Below are 22,389 nucleotides of genomic sequence, written 5' to 3' on the forward strand. Positions count from 1 at the left end.
GCGAGGCCCATAGGCACCGGCAACCAAAGCCACAACAGGAGACATAAATGATCAAGAAGATGTTTGCGCTAGCGGCGTTCGCGGCCATGGCGCCGTTCACGGCGAATGCTGCGCTGACGACGCTGACGGTGGCGGACGGCTGGCCTCCCGTCGGCAGTTCCGGCCTGGGCGCCGTGCTGTTCAATGCGGTGGAAGACAACGGCGTCAAGGTCGCCATGGGCGCCCACGCCTACAAGAACAGCGCCTACCTGCCGAACGACGGCGAGCGCAATTTCTACGCGCAGAACGGCGTCTACGCGCCCGACGGCAAGAACTACGCGAACTGGAGTTTCGACTTCGTCTACGACATCCGCAGCTGCCAGGGCTGCAAGGTCTGGCTGGGCATCGACACCGACAGCAGCGCCGGCGTCAGCTACACCGACATCGACCTGCTCTCCTTCGGCCTGCCGACGATGCTGGCGGAGTCGTGGAACCTGGAGATGTCCTTCCTGACGACGCCGGGCTTCAACTTCAACCCCTACATGCCCAGTTCGACGGACTTCCGCCTGTTCGTGACCAGCGCCACCGGTGCGACGCTGGCTTCTACCGACATCACGGTCCACGTGCCCGAGCCGGCGTCGATGGCGCTTGTCGGCGTCGCGTTGGCCGGCCTGGGCCTGGCGCGCCGCCGCCGCAGTTGACGCTGCGTGCGCAAACAACGAGCGGCCTGCGGGCCGCTTTTTCATGGGCGCGTGATGGCGACTCGGCACAATCGACGGCCATGCCCGAAGCGACCTTGCCCTCCCATGCGACCTTGGGTCGCCGCCTGTTGCTCGCGCTGGCGGCGCTGCTGCTCGCCGCCTGCGCCGGCTCGCCGCTGAACCCGCCGCGCAACAAGCCCGCCGTGGCCGAGCCCGTACGGCGCGTGCCCGGTGCGCTGGACAGCGACACCTTCGTCGCGCTGAGCTTTTCCGGTGGCGGCCTGCGGGCGGCTGCCTTCGCGCAAGGTGTGCTGGAGGGCTTGAAGGATCAGCCGTCCGCGCGCGACCGCAGCTTGCTGGACGAGGTGAGCTTCATCACCAGCGTGTCCGGCGGCTCGCTGACGGCGGCCTATTTCGGCCTGCATGGGCCCGCTGGCATGGGCGAGTTCCGCAACAAGGTGCTGCAGCGCGACGGTGAAGCCGGCCTGCGCTTCAGCCTGCTCAACCCGACCAACCTGATGCGGCTGTTTGCTGGCGGGCTCAACGACCGCAGCAACCTGAACGACTGGCTGGACCGCGATGTCTTCCGTGGCGCGACCTTTGCCGATCTGTTCCGCCGCCAGCGCCCGGTCGTCTGGATCAACGCCAGCAACACCCAGTACCGGCTGGCCTTTGCCTTCCACGAGCGCGCCTTCGATGCGATCTGCAGCGACCTGGCGAGCTTCCCGGTGTCCGAGGCGGTGGCGGCGTCCATGGCCGTGCCGCTGTTCTTCGCGCCCGTCGTGCTGGAGAAGTTCCCCGAGGCCTGCCCCACTCCGCTGCCGGCGGCCGCGCCGCCACGGGACATGGTCCGCGATGACCAGTACCGCCTGCGCCTGGCCCTGCAGCGCGCGCTCAGGGACTTTCGCGACCCCAAGGCCGGCCGCTACCTGAAGCTGGTGGATGGCGGCGTGACGGACAACCTTGGCCTCGTCAGCATCCTGCAAAGCCGCGTGTTGCTGAACACGCCCTATGGCCCGATCAGTGAGCGGGACGCTGTGTCGATGCGGCGCACGCTGTTCATCGTCGTCGACGCCGGCCAGGGCCCCAGCGGCGACTGGGGCCGCGAGGTGGCAGGGCCTTCCGGCCTGGACATCGCCACCGCTGCGGTCGACACGGCCATCGAAAGCACGATGCGCATGAGCTACGCCTACTTCGTGCCCATGGTGCGCAACTGGGAGCGCGACATCGTCACCTACCGCTGCTCGCTGCCGGACGACCGCAAGGCGGCGCTGGTGGCGCTGAACCCGGACTGGCGCTGCGAAGACATCCATTTCGACGTGACGCAGATCAGCTTCGCCGACCTGCCCGAAGCGGAAGAGGCAGCACTCAACGCCATCCCGACCCGGCTCAAGCTGCCGGCCGAACAGATCGACCAGCTCGTCGCCGCCGCGCGTCGCGCGGTGGCGGCGGATGCGGTGGTCAGGCGTTTTGCGGCGAAGGTGCAGCGCGGCGAGTAGGGCCTGCCCTCACCACAGGCCGTGCACCTGCGGCGCGATGCGGCGCTGGTAGAGGTCGGCCAGCGCGTCCATCAACGGCGCGGGCAGGGCGGCGATGTCGGCGGCGCTGACGTTCTCGTCCACCTGAGCCGGCGTGCGGCCACCGGGGATGGCGGTCGTGACGGCTTCGTGCATCAAGATCCAGCGCAGCGCGAGGCGGGCCATGCTGACGCCCTCGGGCAGCAGCTTGCGCAGTTCCTCGACGGCGGCCAGGCCTTGCTCGAAGTCCACGCCCGAGAAGGTCTCGCCCTTGTCGAAGGCCTCGCCCTGGCGGTTGAAGCCGCGGTGGTCGTCGGCGGCGAACTTGCTGTCGCGCGTGAACTTGCCACTGAGCATGCCGCTGGACAGCGGCAGCCGCGCCAGCACGCCCACCTGGGCCGCTTGCGCCGCCGGCAGGAAGACTTCGGCCGGCCGCTGGCGGAACAGGTTGAAGATGATCTGCACGGACTGCACGCCGGGGAACTTCAGCGCTGCCAGGGCTTCGTCGATGCGCTCGACGCTGACGCCGTAGTGGCGCAGCTTGCCTTCCTTCACCAGGTCGTCCAGCGCGCCGAAGACTTCGGGCATCGTGTAGACGGCGCTGGGCGGGCAATGCAGTTGCAGCAGCTCGATGGCGTCGGTGTCGAGGTTCTGCAGGCTGCGCTCGATGAAGGGGCGCAGGTTCAGGTAGCCCTCGGCCACATGCGGGTTCAGGCGCCGGCCGGCCTTGGTGGCGACATGGAAGGCGTCGCTCGGGCGCTCGCGCTTCAGGCGGGCGAGCAGGCGCTCGCTGTGGCCGTCGCCGTAGACGTCGGCCGTGTCGAAGAAGTTCACGCCACGGTCCAGCGCGTGGTGCAGCGCGGCCATCGCTGCCGTGTCGTCGGTGTCGCCCCAGGTGCCGCCAATGGCCCAGGCGCCGAAGCCGATCGAGGAGATGTTCAGGCCGGTGCGGCCGAGGGGGCGATAGATCATGTGCGGTCCCAAAAAGAAAACCGCGCGCCGGCAGGGCGTGCGGTCTTTAAATGTTAGCGCGAACAACAGGCCCTTGCGGGCCTGGGGCCTAGAGGACTTCCGAAGCGAAATCCGCCAGCCGCGAGCGCTCGCCGCGTGCCAGCGTCACATGGCCGCTGTGCGCCCAGCCCTTGAAGCGGTCGACGGCGAAGGTCAGGCCCGAACTGCCCTCGGTGAGGTAGGGCGTGTCGATCTGCGCCAGGTTGCCCAGGCAGACGATCTTGGTGCCCGGGCCGGCGCGCGTGATCAACGTCTTCATCTGCTTGGGCGTCAGGTTCTGGGCCTCGTCGATGATGACGAACTTGTTCAGGAAGGTCCGCCCGCGCATGAAGTTCAGGCTCTTGATCTTGATCTTGCTGCGCACCAGGTCCTGGGTGGCCGCGCGGCCCCACTCGCCGGCGGACGAGCCGCCCTTGGCCAGCACTTCGAGGTTGTCGTCCAGGGCGCCCATCCAGGGGCCCATCTTTTCTTCCTCGGTGCCCGGCAGGAAGCCAATGTCCTCGCCCACCGGCACCGTCACGCGGGTGACGATGATCTCGCTGTAGCGGCGGTCATCGAACACCTGCGCCAGCGCGGCGGCCAGCGTCATCAGCGTCTTGCCGGTGCCTGCGGTGCCGGTCAGCGTGATGAAGTCGCACTCCGGGTCCATCAGCAGGTTGAGCGCGAAGTTCTGCTCGCGGTTGCGTGAGGTCACGCCCCAGACGGAATGCTTCTGGTTGCCGTAGTCCTTCAGCGTGCGCAGCACCGCCGTCTTGCCGGTGATCTCGGTGACCTTGGCATACAGCGGCGTCGCGCCCGGCGCCTCCAGGTAGACCAGCTCGTTGATCAGCAGCGTGGGTACCAGCGGGCCGCTGATGCGGTAGAAGGTCGTGCCGCCTTGCTGCCAGCTCTCCATGGTCTTGCCATGGCGCTCCCAGAAGTCCGACGGCAACGCCTGCACGCCGGTGTAGAGCAGGTCCGAATCTTCCAGCGTCTTGTCGTTGCGGTAGTCCTCGGCCGGCAGACCCAACGCGCGGGCCTTGATGCGCATGTTGATGTCCTTGGACACCAGCACCACTTCGCGGCCCGGGTGGCGGTTCTTCAGTGCCTGGACGACGCCGAGGATCTGGTTGTCCGCCTTGCCCTGCGGCAGGCCCTGGGGCAGCGGCGTGTCGATCAGCTCGGTCTGGAAGAACAGCTTGCCCTCGGCCTCGCGGTGGCCGGTGCCGGCCAGCGACAAGCCCTTGGACATTTCCTCGATGCCGCTGGTCTTCAGGCTGGCCGCGAGCTGGTCCAGTTCACGGCTGACCTGACGCACGTTGCGGGCGACCTCGGTCATGCCCTTCTTGTGCCCGTCCAGCTCTTCCAGCGTGATCATGGGCAGGAAGACGTCGTGCTCCTCGAAGCGGAACAGCGACATCGGGTCGTGCATCAGCACGTTCGTGTCCAGCACGAAGAGCTTGGCCGCCTCGGCCGGCTTGCGTGTGCGTTTGGGCGCGGCGGTCTTGGCAGGCGCCTTGCTCGCCGACTTGGTCGGCAGCGCCGATTTGGCGGCGGGGCTGGAGGCGGGGGTGGGGAGGCGCAGCACTTCGGCTGTCGGCGCCGCAGCCGGCGCGGAGGCCGGCGCAACGACGGGCGCGATGTGCGGCCGGTCGGCGCGCGGTTTGCTGGGGGTCAGATCGGCCGAGTAAGCAGTGGCATCGAGGCGGCTGGCGCGTTGTGCAGGAGGCTTAGGCAGTGGCATGTACGGCGGAGTGACGACAGGTGGACCCCCTGCGATCCAGGCTCCAGAAAGCAAAAAGCCGCACAGGATGAGTGCGGCTTTGCAGTCTGAGACAAGGTTTCGGCCCGGGGCATGCGCTGATTATGCACATCCTGCGGGCACCCGCCGTGTCAGAGAACAACGCTGGTCAGGCAGCTTCCTTCTTCAGGCCCTTGACCGCCTTCAGCACCTCATCGACATGGCCGGCGACCTTGATGCCGCGCCATTCGCCCACCAGGATGCCGTTTGGCGCGATCAGGAAGGTCGAGCGCTCGATGCCCTTGACCTTCTTGCCGTACATGATCTTGTTCTTGACCACGCCGAACATATGGCAGAGCTTTTCTTCGGTGTCGGCGATCAGTTCGAACGGCAGTTCCAGCGCCTGCTTGAACTTGTCATGCGAGGCCATGTTGTCGCGCGAGACGCCGAACACGATGGCGCCGGCCTTCACGAAGTCCTTGTGGCGATCACGGAATTGCATCGCCTCGGTGGTACAACCGGGTGTGTTGTCTTTCGGGTAGAAATACAGCACGACCGACTTGCCCAGGAAGGCGTTGGCGGTGAACTTCACGCCGCCGGTGGCTTGAGCCTCAATTTCCGGCAGGGGTTTGTTGAGCGCAGGCGTCATTGGGGGGTGCGGCAAGTTGGGCTTGCGGGGTCTCCGGGTCGTGACTGCTGCGTGTGCAGCAATTCACGCGGGCGCCCGCATGCAATAGCCAGCAATTATAGGGCCTTGTCCTACCCAGGGGTCGGGCAGCTTATCCCTCGATCAGCAGCGCCGCCAGCACATTGCGGCCTTCGCTGGCCAGCACGTTGTAAGTGCGGCATGCCGCCGCCAGGTCCATGACCTCGAAACCGATGCGCGCTTCCACCAGCCCGCGCCACAAGGCCGGGCTCGGAAAGCGTAGCTTCGCACCGCTGCCGAAGACGACCAGCTCCGGGTTCAGTGCCTTGATCGCTTCGAAATGCGAGGCTTGAAGTTCTTCGAAGCGCGAAGGCGCCCAGGCGGCCACGTCGCCCCTCCAGGGCACGAGCACGCTGGCCGTGTGGGGCCGGCCGTTGACCCAGACGCCACTGGCGTCGTGGCGTGAAATGCTGTTGCCGCCTTGCGGCTCGTCGAGCTGGAACTTCATCGGGGCGCGAGTGTCGCCCAGAACGCGTTGGGCATGCTCGGCCCTTTAAACTTCGGGGTTCCCCTGTACCGCAGCGAATGCTGCTTCCGGAGCCCCTTTTGAAGCCCATCGCCAAGTCCAGCAAGCTCGCCAGCGTCAGCTATGACATCCGCGGCCCCGTGCTGGACAAGGCGCGGCAGATGGAGGAGGACGGCCACAAGATCATCAAGCTGAACATCGGCAACACGGCGGTATTCGGGCTGACGCCGCCGGACGAGATCGTGCAGGACATGATCCGCAACCTTGGCGACGCCGGCGGCTACACCGACAGCAAGGGCCTGTTCGCACCGCGCAAGGCGGTGGTGCACTACACGCAGCAAAAGGGCGTCAAGGGCGTGACGGTGGATGACGTCTACCTGGGCAACGGCGCGTCCGAGCTGATCCAGATGTCGATCAATGCGCTGGTCAACGACGGCGACGAGATCCTGATCCCTGCGCCGGACTTCCCGCTCTACACGGCCGTCGTCGGCCTGTCCGGCGGCCGCCCGGTGCACTACCTGTGCGACGAGGGCGCCGGTTGGCTGCCCGACCTGGCCGACATCGAGTCCAAGATCAGCCCGCGCACGCGCGGCATCATGGTCTGCAACCCGAACAACCCGACCGGCGCGCTGTACCCGACGGACCTGCTGCTGGGCATCATCGAACTTGCCCGCCGCCACCAGTTGGTCGTCTTCGCCGACGAGATCTATGACAAGACGCTGTACGACGGCCACACGCACACCAGCATGGCGTCGCTGGCCGACGACGTGCTGTTCATCACGTTCAACGGCCTATCCAAGAACTACCGAGCCTGCGGCTATCGCGCCGGCTGGATGGTGGTCAGCGGCGAGAAGCGCCATGCCCGCGACTACATCGAGGGGCTGAACATGCTGGCGTCCCTGCGCCTGTGCTCCAACACGCCGGGCCAGCTCGCCATCCAGACGGCATTGGGTGGCTACCAGAGCATTGACGACCTGGTGGCGCCCACCGGTCGACTGTGCCGCCAGCGCGACCTAGCCTATGAGCTGCTGACGCAGATTCCGGGCGTCAGCGTCGTCAAGCCCAAAGCCGCGCTCTACATGTTCCCGCGCCTGGACCCCAAGATCTATCCGGTCGCCGACGATCAGGACTTCGCCTACCAGTTGCTGGCCGAGGAGAAGGTGCTGATCGTTCAGGGCACTGGCTTCAACTGGCCCGCGCACGACCATTTCCGCCTCGTCTTCCTTCCCAACGTGGATGACCTGCGCGAGGCCATCGGCCGCATCGAACGATTTCTGGCTGGCTATCGCCGGCGTTATTCCTGAGAGCCCTGCAATGAAAGCGATCCAAGTTGGCCTCATCGGCCTCGGCACCGTCGGTGCCGGCACCTTCAACGTGCTGCAGCGCAACCAGGCCGAGATTCGCGGCCGCGCCGGGCGAGGCATCGAGATCGCGATGGTCGCTGCCCGCAATGCCGAGCGCGCCAAGGCCTACCAGGCCGTCGTCGGTGACGGCGTGCCCTGCACGGGCGATGCGCAGGAGCTGGTGAACAACCCGGCCATCGACATCGTCGTCGAGCTGATCGGCGGCATTGAGCCGGCGCGCACGCTGGTGCTGCAGGCGATTGCCAACGGCAAGCATGTCGTGACCGCGAACAAGGCGCTGCTGGCGCTGCACGGCACGGAGATCTTCGAAGCGGCGCGCGAGAAGGGCGTCGTCGTTGCGTTTGAAGCGGCCGTGGCCGGCGGCATTCCCATCATCAAAGCGCTGCGCGAAGGCCTGACGGCCAATCGCATCGAGTGGATCGCCGGCATCATCAACGGCACGACCAACTTCATCCTGTCGGAGATGCGCAGCAAGGGCCTGGACTTCGCCACCGTGCTGAAGGAGGCCCAGCGCCTGGGCTATGCCGAGAGCGACCCGACCTTCGACATCGAAGGCGTGGACGCCGCCCACAAGCTGACCATCATGAGCGCCATCGCCTTCGGCGTTCCGGTGCAGTTCGACAAGGCCCATGTGGAAGGCATCAGCAGCCTGCAGGCGACGGACATCAAGTACGCCGAGCAACTGGGCTACCGCATCAAGCTGCTGGGTATCACGCGTCGTCGTGACAACGGCATCGAGTTGCGCGTGCACCCGACGCTGATCCCGGCGACCCGGCTGATCGCCAACGTCGAAGGCGCGATGAACGCCGTCGTCGTGCAGGCCGATGCCGTCGGCACGACGCTGTACTACGGCAAGGGCGCCGGCGCCGAGCCGACCGCCTCGGCCGTTGTCGCCGACCTGGTGGACGTGACCCGCCTGCACACCGCCGACCCCGATCACCGCGTGCCCCACCTGGCCTTCCAGCCCGATGCGATGAGCGACACGCCGGTGCTGACCATGGCCGATGTGCAGACCGCCTTCTACCTGCGCCTGGTCGTGGCCGACCAGGCTGGCGTGCTGTCGCGCATCACCACCATCCTGGCCGAGCACGACATTTCCATCGACGCCGTGCTGCAACGCGAGTCCGCCGAGGGCGAGCGTCAGACCGACCTCATCATCCTGACGCACGACACCGCCGAAGGCCGCATGAACGAGGCGCTGGCCAAGATGCAGAGCCTGCCGACCGTGCTGGCGCCCATCGTCCGCATCCGCAAGGAAGAACTCGCGTGAAGTACATCAGCACCCGCGGCGATCAGACCGAGCGCGGCTTCTCGGACATCCTGCTCGAAGGCCTGGCGCCGGACGGCGGCCTCTACCTGCCCAAGACCTACCCGCGCGTCGATGCGGCGACGCTGACGCGCTGGCGTGGCCTTGCCTATGCGGACCTGGCCTTCGAGATCCTGACGCTCTACATTGACGACATCCCGGCCGACGACCTGCATGCCATCACGCGCAAGGTCTACACGGCCGAAGTCTTCGGCACGGACGCCATCACGCCGCTGACCTGGCTGGGCGACCACATCGCGCTGGAAGGCCTGTCCAACGGCCCGACGCTGGCCTTCAAGGACATGGCGATGCAACTGCTCGGCGCCCTGTTCGAGTACGAACTGGCCCGTCGTGGCGAGACACTGAACATCCTGGGCGCGACCTCGGGCGACACCGGCAGCGCCGCCGAGTACGCGATGCGCGGCAAGAAGGGCGTCAACGTCTTCATGCTCAGCCCGCACGGCCGCATGAGCCCCTTCCAGCAGGCGCAGATGTTCAGCCTGCAGGACGCCAACATCCACAACATTGCCATCGAAGGCGTGTTCGACGACGCGCAGGACATCGTCAAGGCCGTGTCCAACGACCTGGCCTTCAAGCGCGAGCACCGCATTGGCACGGTCAACTCCATCAACTGGGCGCGCCTGCTGGCCCAGGTCGTCTACTACTTCGCCGGCTACTTCCAGGCGACCAAGAGCAACGCCGAGAAGGTCAGCTTCACGGTGCCGTCGGGCAACTTCGGCAACGTCTGCGCCGGCCATGTCGCGCGCCAGATGGGCCTGCCCATCGCCAGGCTGGTCGTCGCGACGAACGAGAACGACGTGCTGGACGAGTTCTTCCGCACCGGCACCTACCGCGTGCGCGGCAGCGCCGACACGCACGAGACCTCCAGCCCGTCGATGGACATCTCCAAGGCCAGCAACTTCGAGCGCTTCGTGTTCGACCTGTTGGGCCGCGACGGCGCGCGTGTGAAGCAGCACTTCAGCGGCAGCCAGTTCGCGCTGACGGCCGGCGAGCACGCCGAGATCGCCAGCTTCGGCTTCAGCTCCGGCCGCAGCACGCATGCCGATCGCATCGCCACCATCCGCCGCTGCCATGCCGAGCACGGCATCGTCATCGACCCGCACACGGCCGACGGCCTCAAGGTGGCGCTGGAGCAGCGCGACCCGGCCGTGACGATGCTGGTGCTGGAGACGGCACTGCCGGCCAAGTTCGCGGCGACCATCCACGAGGCCCTGGGCATAGAGCCGCCGCGGCCTGCAGGCCTGGAAGGCATCGAGGACCTGCCCAAGCGCGTGCAAGTCATGCCCGTCGACGTGGACCAGGTGAAGGCCTACATCCGCAGCCATGTCTGATGGCAAGAAGCCTGGCCTGATCCCGCTCGACGACGCGCTGGCGGCACTGCTGGCGGAGATCGAGCCGCTGGGTGGAGTCGAGACGCTGGCCACCGCTGACGCGCGTGGTCGGGTACTGGCTGCGGACCTTGTGTCGCCGGTGGACGTGCCGCCGGCGGACAACTCGGCGATGGATGGCTACGCATTGCGTGCTGTCGACATGACCTCGTTGCTGCCCGTGACGCAGCGCATCCCCGCCGGCAGCGTGCCCATGCCCTTGGCGCAGGGCGAGGCCGCGCGCATCTTCACCGGCGCGCATGTGCCGCCGGGCGCGGACACGGTCGTCATGCAGGAGTACACCGAGCTGGTGGACGGCCGGCTGCGCGTCACGCAGCCGGTGACCGCCGGCGCCAACGTGCGCCTGCGCGGCGAGGACGTGCGCGCCGGTTCGGTCGTGCTGCCCGCCGGCGCGCGGCTGGACGCCGTGTCGCTGGGCCTCGCCGCCACGGCGGGCGCTGCTCAGCTGACGGTCACCCGCCGACCACGCGTGGCCGTGTTCTCGACCGGCGACGAGCTCGTCATGCCCGGCGAGCCGCTGCCGCCCGGCGCCATCTACAACTCCAACCGCTTCACGCTGCGTGCGCTGCTCGACGGCCTGGGCTGTGAGGTCGTCGACCTGGGCATCGTGCCGGACAACCTCGAAGCCACCCGCGCCGCGCTGCGCGAGGCAGCATCAAAGGCCGACGTCATCCTGACCTCGGGCGGCGTGTCCGTCGGCGAGGAAGACCACCTGCGCCCCGCCGTGCAGGCCGAGGGCAAGCTGGACCTGTGGGCCATCGCCATCAAGCCCGGCAAGCCCTTCGCGTATGGCCGTGTTGGCGACGCGCACTTCATTGGCCTGCCCGGCAACCCCGTGTCCAGCCTCGTCACTTTCCTCGTCCTCGTGCGGCCTGCGCTGCTGAAGCTGCAAGGCGCCGCGCGCCTCACGCCACGCGGCTACCGGCTGGTGGCCGGCTTCGACTGGCCCAAGCCCGACAAGCGCCGCGAGTTCCTGCGTGTGCGGCTGGACGACGAGGGCGGCTTGGCCATGTTCTCCAACCAGAGCAGCGGCGTGCTGACCTCGGCCTTCTGGGCCGACGGCCTGCTCGACAACCCGTCGGGTCAGGCCTTCAAGGCGGGAGACACGGTGCGCTTCATCCCGTTCGCGGAGCTGCTGGCGTGATCACGGTCAAGCTCCGATTCTTTGCATCGTTGCGGGAAAAACTGGGCGACGGCGAATCGCTGGCCTTGCCCGAAGGCAGCAGCGTGGCCTCGGCGCGTGAGGCCTTGCTGGCGCGCGGTGGCTTGCATGCCGAGGCCTTGGCCTCCAGCCGCACCGTGCGCGCGGCGCTGAACCAGAAGATGTGCGCCGAATCGGCGCTGCTGTCGGACGGCGACGAACTGGCCTTCTTCCCTCCCGTCACAGGCGGCTGAGTGCAAGGCCTGCACATCACGGCCGACCTGCGCGGCGTGGACCCGGCGCTGCCGCTGATGCGCGATGCCGAGGCCCTGGCGGCCCGGTGCCGCGAGGCGGTGCGGCTGTCGGGCCTCAGCGGCGTGGCCGAACTCTTCCATCGCTTCGGCGCCGCCGACGAGCAGAACGGCATCACCGGCGTCGTGCTGCTTGCCGAATCCCACCTGGCCATCCACACCTGGCCCGAGCTGGGTGGCGTGACGCTGGATGTCTACGTCTGCAACTACGGCGCGGACAACAGCGCCAAGGCCGAGACGCTGATGGCCGCGTTGATCGCCGCCTTCGCGCCGGCCGCAGTGAACCGTCAGAGCCTCAGCCGCGCCGCTGCCTCGACCCCGGCCGTGTAGGCCTCCTCGAACACCGAGTACCCCGCCAGGTCCGAGTGCGCAAAGACCACGCGGCCGCGCGCTTCGTTCAGCGCCGCCAGCGCCGCCGAGCCGCGCAGCCCCGGCGTCGGGATGCTCATCGCATGGCCGAAGCGACACAGGTCGATGCGCTCCAGCTTGCCCGGCAGGTCGGGGTGGGTCTGCGCCAGCTCGTCGGTGACCAGGCGCGCCCAGTGCCCCCAGGGCTGCTTCAGCAACTCCCCGCGCTGGGCGGCGGGCAGCGCGAAGTAGGCCGTCAGCAGCGGTGGCCGGGGCAGCGGGTCCAGCGACTGGTGGCGGGCATCGACATAGCCCAGCGCCGTGGTGCCGTAGCGCACGTTGTCCCAGGCCGGTGGCGCGCCAGGGCGGATGAGCAGGGGCTCGCGCAGCGCCAGGTTGGCGGTCAGCCAGGGGGCATAACTCAGCTGTCTGGCGGCGCTTTGCAAGGCGTCGGGCGGCGTGGCCAGCAGGCGGGCACTGACGAACAGCGGCGTGGCCAGCACGACGGCGCGGGCTCGCCAGCGCTCGGGGGCGCCTGTGGCTTCGTTCCAGGCCAGCAACTCGACGCCGTGCTTGCCCTCCGTCACGCGCAGCACGCTGCGGCCCAGGTGGATGCGCTCGCGCAGCGGCGCGGCAATGCGGTCTGACAGCCAGCCGTTGCCCTCGGCCCAGGTCAGCACGGGCTCGCGCTCGGCGGTCTCGTCGCCCGGCGCGTGGAAGCCATGGCGGCTGGCGAAATAGTGCAGGCCGGCCCAGGCAGACACGCCGTTGGCGCTGGCGCCGAAGTCGTCGCGGCAGCAGTAGTCGAGGTACCAGCGCAGGCGGGTGTTGGTCAGCGCATTCGCGTCCAGCCAATTGGCAAACGTCTGGGCGTCCAGCACGGCGTGGCCGGCCGTCCAGCGGGCGCGGCGCGTGGGCATGGCGAAGCCCAAATCGCGCTGGGCCTGGGCGACCAGCGCCGAAAAGCGCCGGTACTCGTCGCTCGCGGCGGGCGATTCGGCGGGCGGCAGCAGGCCCTCATGCCATTCGCCATCGATGAACAGGCGCTCCTGGGGGCTGTGGCAGAGATGGCGCTCATCCCACTCGGTGCGGCCCAGTACCTGGCGGGACAGGCCCAATTCGGCGAGCAGTTGCGAGACCTCGCGGGCCTCCGCACCGGGCACCGGCAGGTAGTGGGCGCCGAGCGGGCAGGGCGAGCCGGCCAGCACATGGCTGCGGCTGTTGCCGCCGGCCTGATCTTCCAGGTCGAGCAGCGCGATGTCGTCGACGCCGCGCCGAGTCAGTGCCCGCGCGCAGGCCAGCCCGGCGATGCCGGCGCCGACGATGAGGAGGCCGGTCTGTCGCAATGGCCCATCGGCCTTGGGCAGCTCACCGCGTAGCCGGTGCCCGCGCTCGGGGTGTGTGCCGACCCAGCCGCCTTGCAAGGCTGGCGCGTCCGGGGTGCAGCCGGTGGCGGCCAGGCCAGCCAGCAGCAGCTCGCGCCGCCTCAATGTGCCGCTCCCCATTCCTCTTCAAAGGTCTGCACCAGCACCTGGTTGGACAGGCGGTTCACCTCAGCCGGCACCCGCGCCATGTCGGGCGGGAACTGCAGCATGCCCGGCATGCCCTCGGGGGTCAGGAAGCGCAGCCCGGGCGGCAATTGCGTTGGCAGCCGGAACGGCCGGCGAGATGCCAGGACGAAGCCCCATTCGCCGAAGCTCGGCACATGCGCGTGGTAGGGCGTGGCGGTCAGCCCGGTGGACTCGATGGTCGTAACGACGGTCCAGAAGCTGCGCCGCGCGATCAGCGGCGATGTGGTCTGCACGACGGCATAGCCGCCGGCGCTCAGGTGCTGGTCGACCGACTCGTAGAAGCTGGCCGTGTAGAGCTTGCCCAGCGCGAAGTTGGAGGGGTCGGGGAAGTCGATGACGATGACGTCGAAGACTTCCGTCTGCTGCTCCAGCCAGCCGAAGGCATCGGCGTTGACGATGCGCAGCTTGGGTGAGCGCAGCGCATGGCCGTTCAGCGCGGCGAGCTTCGGCGAGTCGCGGAACAGCGCCGTCATCTGCGGGTCCAGTTCGACCAGCGTCACCTGCTCCACGCTGGCGTGGCGCAACACCTCGCGCACGGCCATGCCGTCGCCGCCGCCCAGCACCAGCACGCGTTTGGGGGCACCGTGGGCCGCCATCGCCGGCTGCACGAGGGACTCGTGATAGCGGTACTCGTCCTTGGAATGGAACTGCAGGTTGCCGTTCAGGAACAGCCGCGTGCCTGCGCCGCCGTCGGTGACGACGATGCGCTGGTAGTCGCTGCTCTGCTTGAAGACGATGTGCTCGCCGTAGAAGCGGTCCTCGGCCCAGGTCGTCACCTGCTCGGCGCTGAACAGGGCGCCCAGCAGCAGCACGGCCGACAGCGCGCAGGCCACCGCCATCGCGCCAAAGGCGCGCAGCTCGGCGCGGAACAGCCACAGCGCCCAGATCGCCACGGCGATGTTCAGCAGCCCGAAGGCGACGCCGGTGCGCACCAGGCCCAGATGCGGCACAAGCACGAGCGGGAAGGCCAGCGCGACGAGCAACGCGCCGAGGTAGTCGAAGGTCAGCACCTGCGAGACCAGGTCTTTCAAGCCGTAGCGCGCGCTGAAGTGGCGCTTCAGGATGCGCATGACCAGCGGGATCTCCAGCCCCACCAGCGTGCCGACCAGCAGCACCAGTGCGTAGAGCAGCACGCGAAAGCCGGTCGCCTCGCCCGGCGGCAGCAGGCTGTGCACGATGAACAGTGCCGCCGGCATCAGCCCGCCGATGACGCCGACCAGCAGCTCCACCTGCAGGAAGACGCCGATCAGCTGCCGCTCGACGAAACGCGACAGCCAGGAGCCCAGGCCCATCGCGAACAGGTAGACGCCGATGACCGTGGAGAACTGCAGCACCGAGTCGCCGAGCAGATAGCTGGCGAGCGCGCCGGCCGCCAGCTCGTAGACCAGGCCGCAGGCGGCGATGACGAAGACGCTGGCGAGCAGCAGCAGCTCGGCCAGGCTGGGGCCGTGCCTGGATGCGGGTGCCTCGCCTAGCGCGGCACCGGCCGATGACGGGGCGGTTTCGACCGGGCCCCGTTCAGCCATGAATCGCCGCAGCGACGATGTTGCCGATGGAGATGCACATCGCGCCGACGACGATGGCCAGGGCCAGGTTCTTGTGCTCGACGATCTCTTCCCACAGCTTGTAGGGGGTGATCTTGTCGACGATGACGAAGCACAGCCAGAAGATGACGACACCGATGACGGCATACATCGTCGTGCCGAGGATGACTTCGGGTTTGAGCCAGTCGAGGGTCATGATGAGCGCTCCTTGTGCGTTCTATTTGTGGCTGCCGCCACCGCTGCTGTAGCCGCCATAGCTGCCGCCACTGGGGATGTAGACGCCGCTGCCGCGCGTGTTGGCGCGGCATTGTCGGTATTCGTTGCTGTTCTCGCCGAAGCTGTTCTTGTACTGCTGGCAGTCGTCGCTGCGGCAACTGCGCAGCATCGAGAACAGCAGCACGATGAGGAACAGGCCGATGACGATATTGCGCAGCAGCGTGCCGCTGGTGTTCTTGAAGGCTGAGGCGTCGCGGCCGAACTGCGCGGCCGGCGCCGTCAGGCCGAAGGCCTTGCGCACGGCGTCGGCAGTCAGCGTCTGGCCGCCGCTCCAGGTGACTTCCGGGCCTTGCTCTTCGCGGCTCAGCAGGTGCTGGCCATCGGCGCTGGCGTAGTCGGTGACGCGCACGAGGTCATGCAGCCGCACCGGCCAATAGAACTCGCCCAGCACATGCGTGGTCTTGGCCTGGTAGGTCCAGCGCTTCTCGTAGGCCCGGCCTTTCCAGTTGAAGCTGTCGCGCGACGAGCTGGGCGCGCCGGTCAGTGTGCGCACCAGGCTCCAGCCTTCGTTGGTGTCGACGAGGAAGGCGAAGCCGGCTAGCCGGTTGAAGAGCAGGTACTCGCGCCAGAAGCTCTGCTCGTCCTCGGCGTCTTCCGGGATGTCGCAGCGCTCCAGGTAGCCGACGACCTGCCAGGCCTGGGCCTTTTCGCCATTCACGGCGAGCGTGCCGGTGCGGCCTAGCGGGATCAGCGGCGGGTTCTCGGGCGACTGCGCGGTGAAGCCCAGCGCCTTGGCATCGCCTTCGGGCAGGTCCACCAGCGCCTGGCACTGCGCGCAGACCATGCTCTTGCTCTGCGAGAGCTTGGGTTCCAGCGGCGAGCCGCAGCTGGGGCAGGCGATGCTGCGACCTTTGAACTTGGCCTCGGCAATGGACTCGCCCTCGGCCGTCGTGCGCAGGCCTTGCAGGGCCAGGTCGGCCAGTTGCACCGCGCGGCCGACGGACCAGACCGGGCTGCCGTCCGCGCGCAGTTCCAGGCTGCCCACCTCGTCCTGGTCATTGCGCAGCTCGATGACGCGGCCGGCCTTGGGCGGGCGCGGCAACTCGCCCTCGGCCGCGCGCAAGGCGGCGTCGACGACGGCGGCCACCTGCCAACGCTGGCCGGCGAGCGTCAGCGGCAGGCCGACCTGGGGTTCTGTCGGCAGTGTCTCGTTGAGCGGCGCTTCCAGGCTGAGGACAAACTGGCCGTTGTCCTCGCTGAGCCAGGCCACGCGCGGGGTGTCGCCGCTGGCGTCGAAGAGCAGATGCCATTCGTTCCAGTTGCCCAGCTCCGAGCCGCGCTGCACGCGGCCGACGACGGCGAAGCCGGCGCCCATCCAGCGGCCGGTGGCGCCGAGCTGCAGCGGCGAGTAGTCCTCGAAGATCTCGGCGCTCTGGCCGATCTGGCTCAGCGTCTCGCCATCACGCAGCAGCGTGCTGCGGCAGAAACCGCAGACGGCGCTGCTTGAGGCCGCGCTGGCGAACTCGACCGGCGCGCCGCAGTTGGGGCAGCTCGCGCGCCAGCGGCGTTGGGTGGCTGGCGTCTGCTCAGCCAAGCTTCTTCAGGAGGTCCGCTTTTTTGGCGGCGAATTCCTCGTCGGTCAGGATGCCCTTGGCCTTGAGGTCGCCGAGCTTCTCCAGCAGCGAGACGATGTCCTCGGGCTTGCTGGCGGCCGGTGCGGGTGCCGCAGTGCCGACGCCGGCCAGTCCCTGGCTCAGCGTCTGCGCCAGCGTCTGGCCCAGCGCCACGCCGGCGCCCAGGCCGATGGCCTCGCCGGCGATGCCGCTGCCGCCACCCGCGCCACCCTTGGCCATCTCCGGCAGGGCCTGCGCCGCCTGGTATTGCATGAACTGGCCCATGTTCTGGCCGATGATGCCCATGCCGATGCGTTGGTCGAGGATCTTCTGCAGCTCCTCGGGCAGGGACACGTTCTGCATCGTCACCGACAGCAGCTCCAGCCCCAGGCCGGCGAAGGCGGGCGCGGTGGCTTCCTTGAGCGCGGCGGCGAACTCGATCTGGTTGGCGGCGAGGTCCAGGAAGGGCGTGCCGCTGCTGGCCACGGCGTCGCTGATGTGCTGCAACATCACGCCGCGCAGCTGGCCGTCCAGCTCCTGCACCGTGTAGCGCTCGCGCGTGCCGGAGATCTGGCTGTGGAAGACCTTGGCGTCCTGGATGCGGTAGGCGTAGTTGCCGAAGGCGCGGATGCGCACGGCGCCGAAGTCCTTGTCGCGGATGGACACCGGCTGGCTGGTGCCCCAGCGCTGGTCGATCTGCTGGCGCGTGCTGAAGAAGTAGACATCGCTTTTGAAGGGCGACTCGAACAGCTTGTCCCAGTTCTTCAGGTAGGTCAGCACGGGCAGCGTCTGCGTGGTGAGGCGGTGCGTGCCAGGGCCGAAGACGTCGGCCACCTGGCCTTCGTTGACGAAGACGGCGACCTGCGATTCGCGCACGACGAGCTGGCCGCCGTTCTGGATTTCCATGCCGGACATCGGGAAGCGCCAAGCCAAGGTGCCGTCGGCATCCTCGGTCCACTGGATGACGTCTATGAACTGCTTCTTGATGAAATCCATCAGGGCCATGTCGGTTCCTGCGTGCGGTGAGTGATGTTCGGCAGCGAGTATCGGCCGCCAACCGGGGGCTTCCTGCCCCAATGAGGTGAATCTCACCCAGCCGGCGGCGAGAATCTGCGCCATGGCCCGAGTTTGCATCCAGACCGAAGACTTCGACGTCGGCACCGAAACAGACACCCTGCGCGCTGAGGACGGCGGCGTCGGCGCAGTGGTCGCCTTTGTCGGCACCGTGCGCGAGCACAGCAGCGGTCAGGCGGTCAGCCGCATGGAGCTGGAGCACTACCCCGGCATGACCGAGGCGGCCATCGAGGCCATGGTGGATGCGGCGTTCGCGCGCTTTGATATCCGCGCCGCCAAGGTCATCCACCGCGTCGGCACGCTGCAGGCGCGCGAGCAGATCGTGCTGGTGCTGGTGACCAGCGCGCACCGAGGGCAGGCCTTTCAGGCCTGCGAGTTCCTGATGGACTACCTGAAGACCCAGGCACCGTTCTGGAAGAAGGAGCACACGCCGGACGGCGCGCATTGGGTGGACGCCCGCGTGGCGGATGACGCGGCACTGGCGCGCTGGGGCATCACGGCGGAGAACGCGGCGTGAACGCGCTGGCGGTGTCGTTGGGCGCGGCTCTGGGCGCACTGACCCGCTGGCAAGCGGGCTTGTTGTTCAACGCGCGCTGGGCCGGCTTCCCGCTCGGCACGCTGCTGGTCAACGTCGTCGGTGGGCTGCTGATCGGCATGGCGCTGGCGTGGTTCGGCCGCCAGCCCAACGAGCTGCTGAAGCTGCTGTTGGTGACCGGCTTCCTGGGCGGGCTGACGACCTTCTCGGCGTTCTCGGGCGAGTCGCTGGCGCTGCTGCAGCGTGGCGACTTCGGCCTGGCGCTGGCGCACACGCTGGCCCACGTGGTGGGGAGCCTGGCTGCGGCTGCGCTGGGGATGTTGGTGGTGCAGCGCTGGGTGGGGTGACCCGTCAGGCAGCTGGTCTGCGGCTGCCTGCGGGTGGCGCTCGTGGTGGAGAGGCGACTACGCCGCTGCGCGGGTCGTGCGCCGGGTGCGCCAGGCGGCAAGGGCTGAGACGCCCAGCAGCCACAGCGCCCAGGTTTCGGGCTCGGGCACGGCGGTGGTCACTCGCAGCGTGAGTGCGCTGTCGCCGTACTCGACGCTGAACGGGTTGGCCCCGCTGCCCAGCCACTGCACGTTGCTGAAGGCCGACCCTGCCAGACGCTGGCCGTAGGTGGCCACAACAAAGCTGTCGCCCAGGTGCAGGCCCAGCGCTGAGTCTGCCCAGAGCTGCAGCGTGCCACCAAAGGTCACATCGCTGGTGATGGTCAGCAGGTCATGGGCATCGGCCGTGAGGTCGAAACGCAGGGCACCGCCGCTGGCCATGCTCAGGTCGCCGTTCAGCAGCAGGTTGCCGGCGGTGCCCAGCCCGCCGGGGGTCAGCGTGCCGGCGTTGACGAGAGCCTGGTTCAGGTTGCGGGTCTGGATGGTGCCCTCACCACCCATCAGCCCGTCGTTGCTGAAGCTATCGCTCTGGGCTTGCAGTTTGGCGCCGGCGTCGATGCGAACCTCGCCGACATTGTTGAAGTGGGCGTCGACAGCGAACGTCCCGGCGTGTACTTGCACCGTGCCCGTGTTGTTGAAGCCATAGCTGGCCAGCGTGGTGCCCAGGCCGTTGCGCACATAGGTGCCGGCGTTGTTGACCTCGCCACCGTGGTAGCCGATGTGCTTGGTGCCGCCGGCCGCAGCCGCGCCGGCGTCCGTGAAGGTGGTGCCGGCGGCGATGTTGAGCTGGCTGACGCCGTAGGGGTTGGTGCTGCTGTTGCCGGCATAGGCCTGATCCACCTCGATGCGGCCATTGCCGGCGCTCCAGGTGGTGTTGCCGTTCAGGTTGACGATCTGGCCATAGCGCAGGTTTTGGTTGTTGGCGCCGTTGAAGCTGGCGTTGCCGCTGACGTTGATCACTCCGTCCGTGGTGCCGGCCAGGCCCAGCACCGCGCTGCCGAAGCTGGCGCTGCCCGCGTTGAGCACGCCGGTGCCACCGAAATAGCCGCTGGTCAGCGCGAGCGAGCTGACGCTGTGGGTGCCGCTGTGCTGAAGCACGGCGCTGGAGTGGTTGAGTTCCCAGGCCCCGTTGATGCTGGCGGCGGCGGCGATGGTGGCCACGCTGCTGCTGGTCATCGCCACACGGCCGGCATTGTTGATGCTGCCGCCGGTGATGTCGGCATCGCCGAGGTTGAAGACGGCGCCGGCGGCCACGTTGATCAAGCCGCTGGACTGGCCGCGAAAGCTGCTGTTGCCGGTCAGGCCGAAAGTGCCGCTGTTGATCTGCACCGTGCCCGTGTTGTTGAAGCCATAGCTGGCCAGCGTGGTGCCTAGGCCGTTGCGCACATAGGTGCCGGCGTTGTTGACCTGGCCGCCGTTGTAGCCGATGTGCTTGGTGCCGCCGGCCGCAGCCGCGCCGGCGTCCGTGAAGGTGGTGCCGGCGGCGATGTTGAGCTGGCTGACGCCGTAGGGGTTGGTGCTGCTGTTGCCGGCATAGGCCTGATCCACCTCGATGCGGCCATTGCCGGCGCTCCAGGTGGTGTTGCCGTTCAGGTTGACGATCTGGCCGTAGCGCAGCGTCTGGTTGTTCGCACCGTTGAAGCTGGCGTTGCCGCTGACGTTGATCACTCCGTCCGTGGTGTCGGCCAAGCCCAGCACCGCGCTGCCGAAGCTGGCGCTGCCGATGTTGAGCACGCCGGTGCCACCGAAATAGCCGCTGGTCAGCGCGAGCGAGCTGACGCTGTGGGTGCCGCTGTGCTGAAGCACAGCGCTGGAGTGGTTGAGTTCCCAGGCACCGTTGATGCTGGCGGCGGCAGCGATGGTGGCCACGCTGCTGCTGGTCATCGCCACACGACCGGCATTGTTGATGCTGCCGTCGGTGATGTCGGCATCGCCGAGGTTGAAGACAGCGCCGGCGGCCACGTTGATCAAGCCGCTGGACTGGCCGCGAAGGCCGCTGTTGCCGGTCAGGCCGAAAGTGCCGCTGTTGATCTGCACCGTGCCCGTGTTGTTGAAGCCGTAGCTGGCCAGCGTGGTGCCCAGGCCGTTGCGCACATAGGTGCCGGCGTTGTTGACCTGGCCGCCGTTGTAGCCGATGTGCTTGGTGCCGCCGGCCGCAGCCGCGCCGGCGTCCGTGAAGGTGGTGCCGGCGGCGATGTTGAGCTGGCTGACGCCGTAGGGGTTGGTGCTGCTGTTGCCGGCATAGACCTGATCCACCTCGATGCGGCCATTGCCGGCGCTCCAGGTGGTGTTGCCGTTCAGATTGACGATCTGGCCGTAGCGCAGGTTTTGGTTGTTGGCGCCGTTGAAGCTGGCGCTGCCGCTGACGTTGATCACTCCGTCCGTGGTGTCGGCCAGGCCCAACACCGTGCTGCCGAAGCTGGCGCTGCCGGTGTTGAGCACGCCGCTGCCACCGAAATAGCCGCTGGTCAGCGCGAGCGAGCTGACGCTGTGGGTGCCGCTGTGCTGAAGCACGGCGCTGGAGTGGTTGAGTTCCCAGGCACCGTTGATGCTGGCGGCCGCTGCGATGGTGGCCACGCTGCTGCTGGTCATCTTCACGAGGCCGGCATTGCTGATGCTGCCGTCGGTGATGTCGGCATCGCCGAGGTTGAAGACGGCGCCGGCGGCCACGTTGATCAAGCCGCTGGACTGGCCGCGCAGGCTGCTGTTGCCGGTCAGGCCGAAAGTGCCGCTGTTGATCTGCACCGTGCCCGTGTTGTTGAAGCCGTAGCTGGCCAGCGTGGTGCCCAGGCCGTTGCGCACATAGGTGCCGGCGTTGTTGACCTGGCCGCCGTTGTAGCCGATGTGCTTGGTGCCGCCGGCCGCAGCCGCACCGGCGTCCGTGAAGGTGGTGCCGGCGGCGATGTTGAGCTGGCTGACGCCGTAGGGGTTGGTGCTGCTGTTGCCGGCATAGGCCTGATCCACCTCGATGCGGCCATTGCCGGCGCTCCAGGTGGTGTTGCCGTTCAGATTGACGATCTGGCCGTAGCGCAGGTTTTGGTTGTTGGCACCGTTGAAGCTGGCGTTGCCGCTGACGTTGATGACCCCGTCCGTGGTGTCGGCCAAGCCCAGCACTGCGCTGCCGAAGCTGGCGCTGCCGGTGTTGAGCACCCCGCTGCCGCCCAGATAGCCGTTGGTCATGAACAAGCTGGCCAGGCTGCGGGTGCCGCTGAGTACGAGCACATGGTTGCTGCCGTTGATGGTGGCGCTGTCGCCAGCGCCCGGCACCCCCAGCAAGGACCATTTGGCACTGTCATGCCAATTGCCCGTGCCGCCCAGCCACGTGTAGTCCAGCGCGCTGGCCGGCGTGGCCAGTCCGCCGGCCAGCAGCAGGGCCAGAGGTACCGGGCGCAGCCGCGCAAGGCCCGCCTTTCGAAAGCCGCGATGGAGACGAGAAATACCGGCAGTCTTGGTCATGTGGGTTCCTCTGTG

General features: G+C 67.9%; 20 protein-coding genes. 10 read left to right on the forward strand and 10 right to left on the reverse strand.

Features of this window, described 5'->3' with window-relative positions; translation table 11 throughout:
• Window positions 1-47: 47 nt before the first annotated feature.
• Together ACG00Y_RS25855 and ACG00Y_RS25860 are read left to right on the forward strand one after the other, a co-directional pair.
• A complete protein-coding gene (locus ACG00Y_RS25855; protein WP_394483996.1) occupies window positions 48-680 on the forward strand; it encodes a PEP-CTERM sorting domain-containing protein in 633 nt (210 codons plus the stop codon).
• Window positions 681-760: 80 nt separating this feature from the next.
• A complete protein-coding gene (locus ACG00Y_RS25860; protein WP_394483998.1) occupies window positions 761-2,179 on the forward strand; it encodes a patatin-like phospholipase family protein in 1,419 nt (472 codons plus the stop codon).
• A 9-nt stretch (window positions 2,180-2,188) separates the two neighbouring features.
• Here the strand turns inward: ACG00Y_RS25860 and ACG00Y_RS25865 are convergent, their stop codons facing one another.
• The 4 genes from ACG00Y_RS25865 to ACG00Y_RS25880 form a co-directional block, all read right to left on the reverse strand.
• The gene (locus ACG00Y_RS25865; RefSeq protein WP_394484000.1) at window positions 2,189-3,169 is read right to left on the reverse strand and encodes an aldo/keto reductase; all 981 of its coding nucleotides are present in this window, start codon (window positions 3,167-3,169) and stop codon (window positions 2,189-2,191) included.
• 88 nt (window positions 3,170-3,257) lie between these two features.
• The gene (locus ACG00Y_RS25870; RefSeq protein WP_394484002.1) at window positions 3,258-4,931 is read right to left on the reverse strand and encodes a PhoH family protein; all 1,674 of its coding nucleotides are present in this window, start codon (window positions 4,929-4,931) and stop codon (window positions 3,258-3,260) included.
• 166 nt (window positions 4,932-5,097) lie between these two features.
• Window positions 5,098-5,577 (reverse strand): peroxiredoxin, encoded by a 480-nt coding sequence (locus tag ACG00Y_RS25875; RefSeq protein WP_394484004.1) that lies wholly within the window; start codon window positions 5,575-5,577, stop codon window positions 5,098-5,100.
• A 130-nt stretch (window positions 5,578-5,707) separates the two neighbouring features.
• On the reverse strand, window positions 5,708-6,082 hold the full coding sequence (locus tag ACG00Y_RS25880) for an Mth938-like domain-containing protein (protein ID WP_394484006.1): 375 nt from the start codon (window positions 6,080-6,082) through the stop codon (window positions 5,708-5,710).
• Window positions 6,083-6,180: 98 nt separating this feature from the next.
• Here ACG00Y_RS25880 and ACG00Y_RS25885 point away from each other — a divergent pair, with 98 nt between their 5' ends.
• Genes ACG00Y_RS25885 through speD form a run of 6 tightly spaced genes read left to right on the forward strand, consistent with a single transcriptional unit; the run spans window position 6,181 to window position 11,961 of the window.
• The gene (locus ACG00Y_RS25885) at window positions 6,181-7,404 is read left to right on the forward strand and encodes a pyridoxal phosphate-dependent aminotransferase (protein ID WP_394484008.1); all 1,224 of its coding nucleotides are present in this window, start codon (window positions 6,181-6,183) and stop codon (window positions 7,402-7,404) included.
• A gap of 10 nt (window positions 7,405-7,414) precedes the next feature.
• A complete protein-coding gene (locus tag ACG00Y_RS25890) occupies window positions 7,415-8,734 on the forward strand; it encodes a homoserine dehydrogenase (RefSeq protein ID WP_394484010.1) in 1,320 nt (439 codons plus the stop codon).
• Complete coding sequence (gene thrC / locus ACG00Y_RS25895; RefSeq protein ID WP_394484012.1) at window positions 8,731-10,122, forward strand: threonine synthase; 1,392 nt, start codon at window positions 8,731-8,733, stop codon at window positions 10,120-10,122. Before ACG00Y_RS25890 ends, thrC begins: the two co-directional genes overlap by 4 nt.
• Window positions 10,115-11,323: a molybdopterin molybdotransferase MoeA gene (locus tag ACG00Y_RS25900; RefSeq protein ID WP_394484014.1), complete on the forward strand. Its 1,209-nt coding sequence runs from the start codon at window positions 10,115-10,117 to the stop codon at window positions 11,321-11,323. The genes thrC and ACG00Y_RS25900 overlap by 8 nt, the downstream gene beginning before the upstream one ends.
• Window positions 11,323-11,574 (forward strand): molybdopterin converting factor subunit 1, encoded by a 252-nt coding sequence (gene moaD, locus ACG00Y_RS25905; RefSeq protein ID WP_394484219.1) that lies wholly within the window; start codon window positions 11,323-11,325, stop codon window positions 11,572-11,574. The genes ACG00Y_RS25900 and moaD overlap by 1 nt, the downstream gene beginning before the upstream one ends.
• Window positions 11,575-11,961: an adenosylmethionine decarboxylase gene (gene speD / locus ACG00Y_RS25910; RefSeq protein WP_394484016.1), complete on the forward strand. Its 387-nt coding sequence runs from the start codon at window positions 11,575-11,577 to the stop codon at window positions 11,959-11,961.
• On the opposite strand, the gene ACG00Y_RS25915 is transcribed toward speD, so the two are convergent.
• From ACG00Y_RS25915 to ACG00Y_RS25935, 5 genes are read right to left on the reverse strand one after another with little or no spacing between them, the layout of a single operon-like run.
• Window positions 11,919-13,484: a flavin monoamine oxidase family protein gene (locus tag ACG00Y_RS25915; RefSeq protein ID WP_394484018.1), complete on the reverse strand. Its 1,566-nt coding sequence runs from the start codon at window positions 13,482-13,484 to the stop codon at window positions 11,919-11,921. The genes speD and ACG00Y_RS25915 overlap by 43 nt on opposite strands.
• Window positions 13,466-15,076: a polyamine aminopropyltransferase gene (locus ACG00Y_RS25920; RefSeq protein ID WP_394484020.1), complete on the reverse strand. Its 1,611-nt coding sequence runs from the start codon at window positions 15,074-15,076 to the stop codon at window positions 13,466-13,468. The genes ACG00Y_RS25915 and ACG00Y_RS25920 overlap by 19 nt, the downstream gene beginning before the upstream one ends.
• Window positions 15,069-15,290, reverse strand: a complete 222-nt coding sequence (locus ACG00Y_RS25925) for a DUF350 domain-containing protein (RefSeq protein WP_394484022.1) — start codon at window positions 15,288-15,290, stop codon at window positions 15,069-15,071. The genes ACG00Y_RS25920 and ACG00Y_RS25925 overlap by 8 nt, the downstream gene beginning before the upstream one ends.
• Before the next feature lie 21 nt (window positions 15,291-15,311).
• Window positions 15,312-16,904, reverse strand: coding sequence for a DUF4178 domain-containing protein (locus tag ACG00Y_RS25930; RefSeq protein ID WP_394484023.1), 1,593 nt, complete (start codon window positions 16,902-16,904; stop codon window positions 15,312-15,314).
• Entirely contained in the window at window positions 16,897-17,928 is a 1,032-nt protein-coding gene (locus ACG00Y_RS25935) for an SPFH domain-containing protein (RefSeq protein ID WP_394484025.1), read from the reverse strand. The genes ACG00Y_RS25930 and ACG00Y_RS25935 overlap by 8 nt, the downstream gene beginning before the upstream one ends.
• Window positions 17,929-18,040: 112 nt before the next feature.
• On the opposite strand from ACG00Y_RS25935, the gene ACG00Y_RS25940 reads away from it, so the two are divergent.
• Window positions 18,041-18,514 (forward strand): molybdenum cofactor biosynthesis protein MoaE, encoded by a 474-nt coding sequence (locus ACG00Y_RS25940; protein WP_394484027.1) that lies wholly within the window; start codon window positions 18,041-18,043, stop codon window positions 18,512-18,514.
• Window positions 18,511-18,879 carry a fluoride efflux transporter CrcB gene (gene crcB / locus ACG00Y_RS25945; protein WP_394484029.1) on the forward strand — a complete coding sequence of 123 codons (369 nt, stop codon included), beginning with the start codon at window positions 18,511-18,513 and terminating at the stop codon, window positions 18,877-18,879. Before ACG00Y_RS25940 ends, crcB begins: the two co-directional genes overlap by 4 nt.
• A 57-nt stretch (window positions 18,880-18,936) precedes the next feature.
• On the opposite strand, the gene ACG00Y_RS25950 is transcribed toward crcB, so the two are convergent.
• The gene (locus ACG00Y_RS25950; protein WP_394484031.1) at window positions 18,937-22,374 is read right to left on the reverse strand and encodes a beta strand repeat-containing protein; all 3,438 of its coding nucleotides are present in this window, start codon (window positions 22,372-22,374) and stop codon (window positions 18,937-18,939) included.
• Window positions 22,375-22,389 lie beyond the last annotated feature (15 nt).

The sequence above is a fragment of the Pelomonas parva genome (assembly GCF_043555835.1).
GTDB classification, from domain to species: Bacteria; Pseudomonadota; Gammaproteobacteria; order Burkholderiales; family Burkholderiaceae_C; genus Pelomonas; species Pelomonas parva.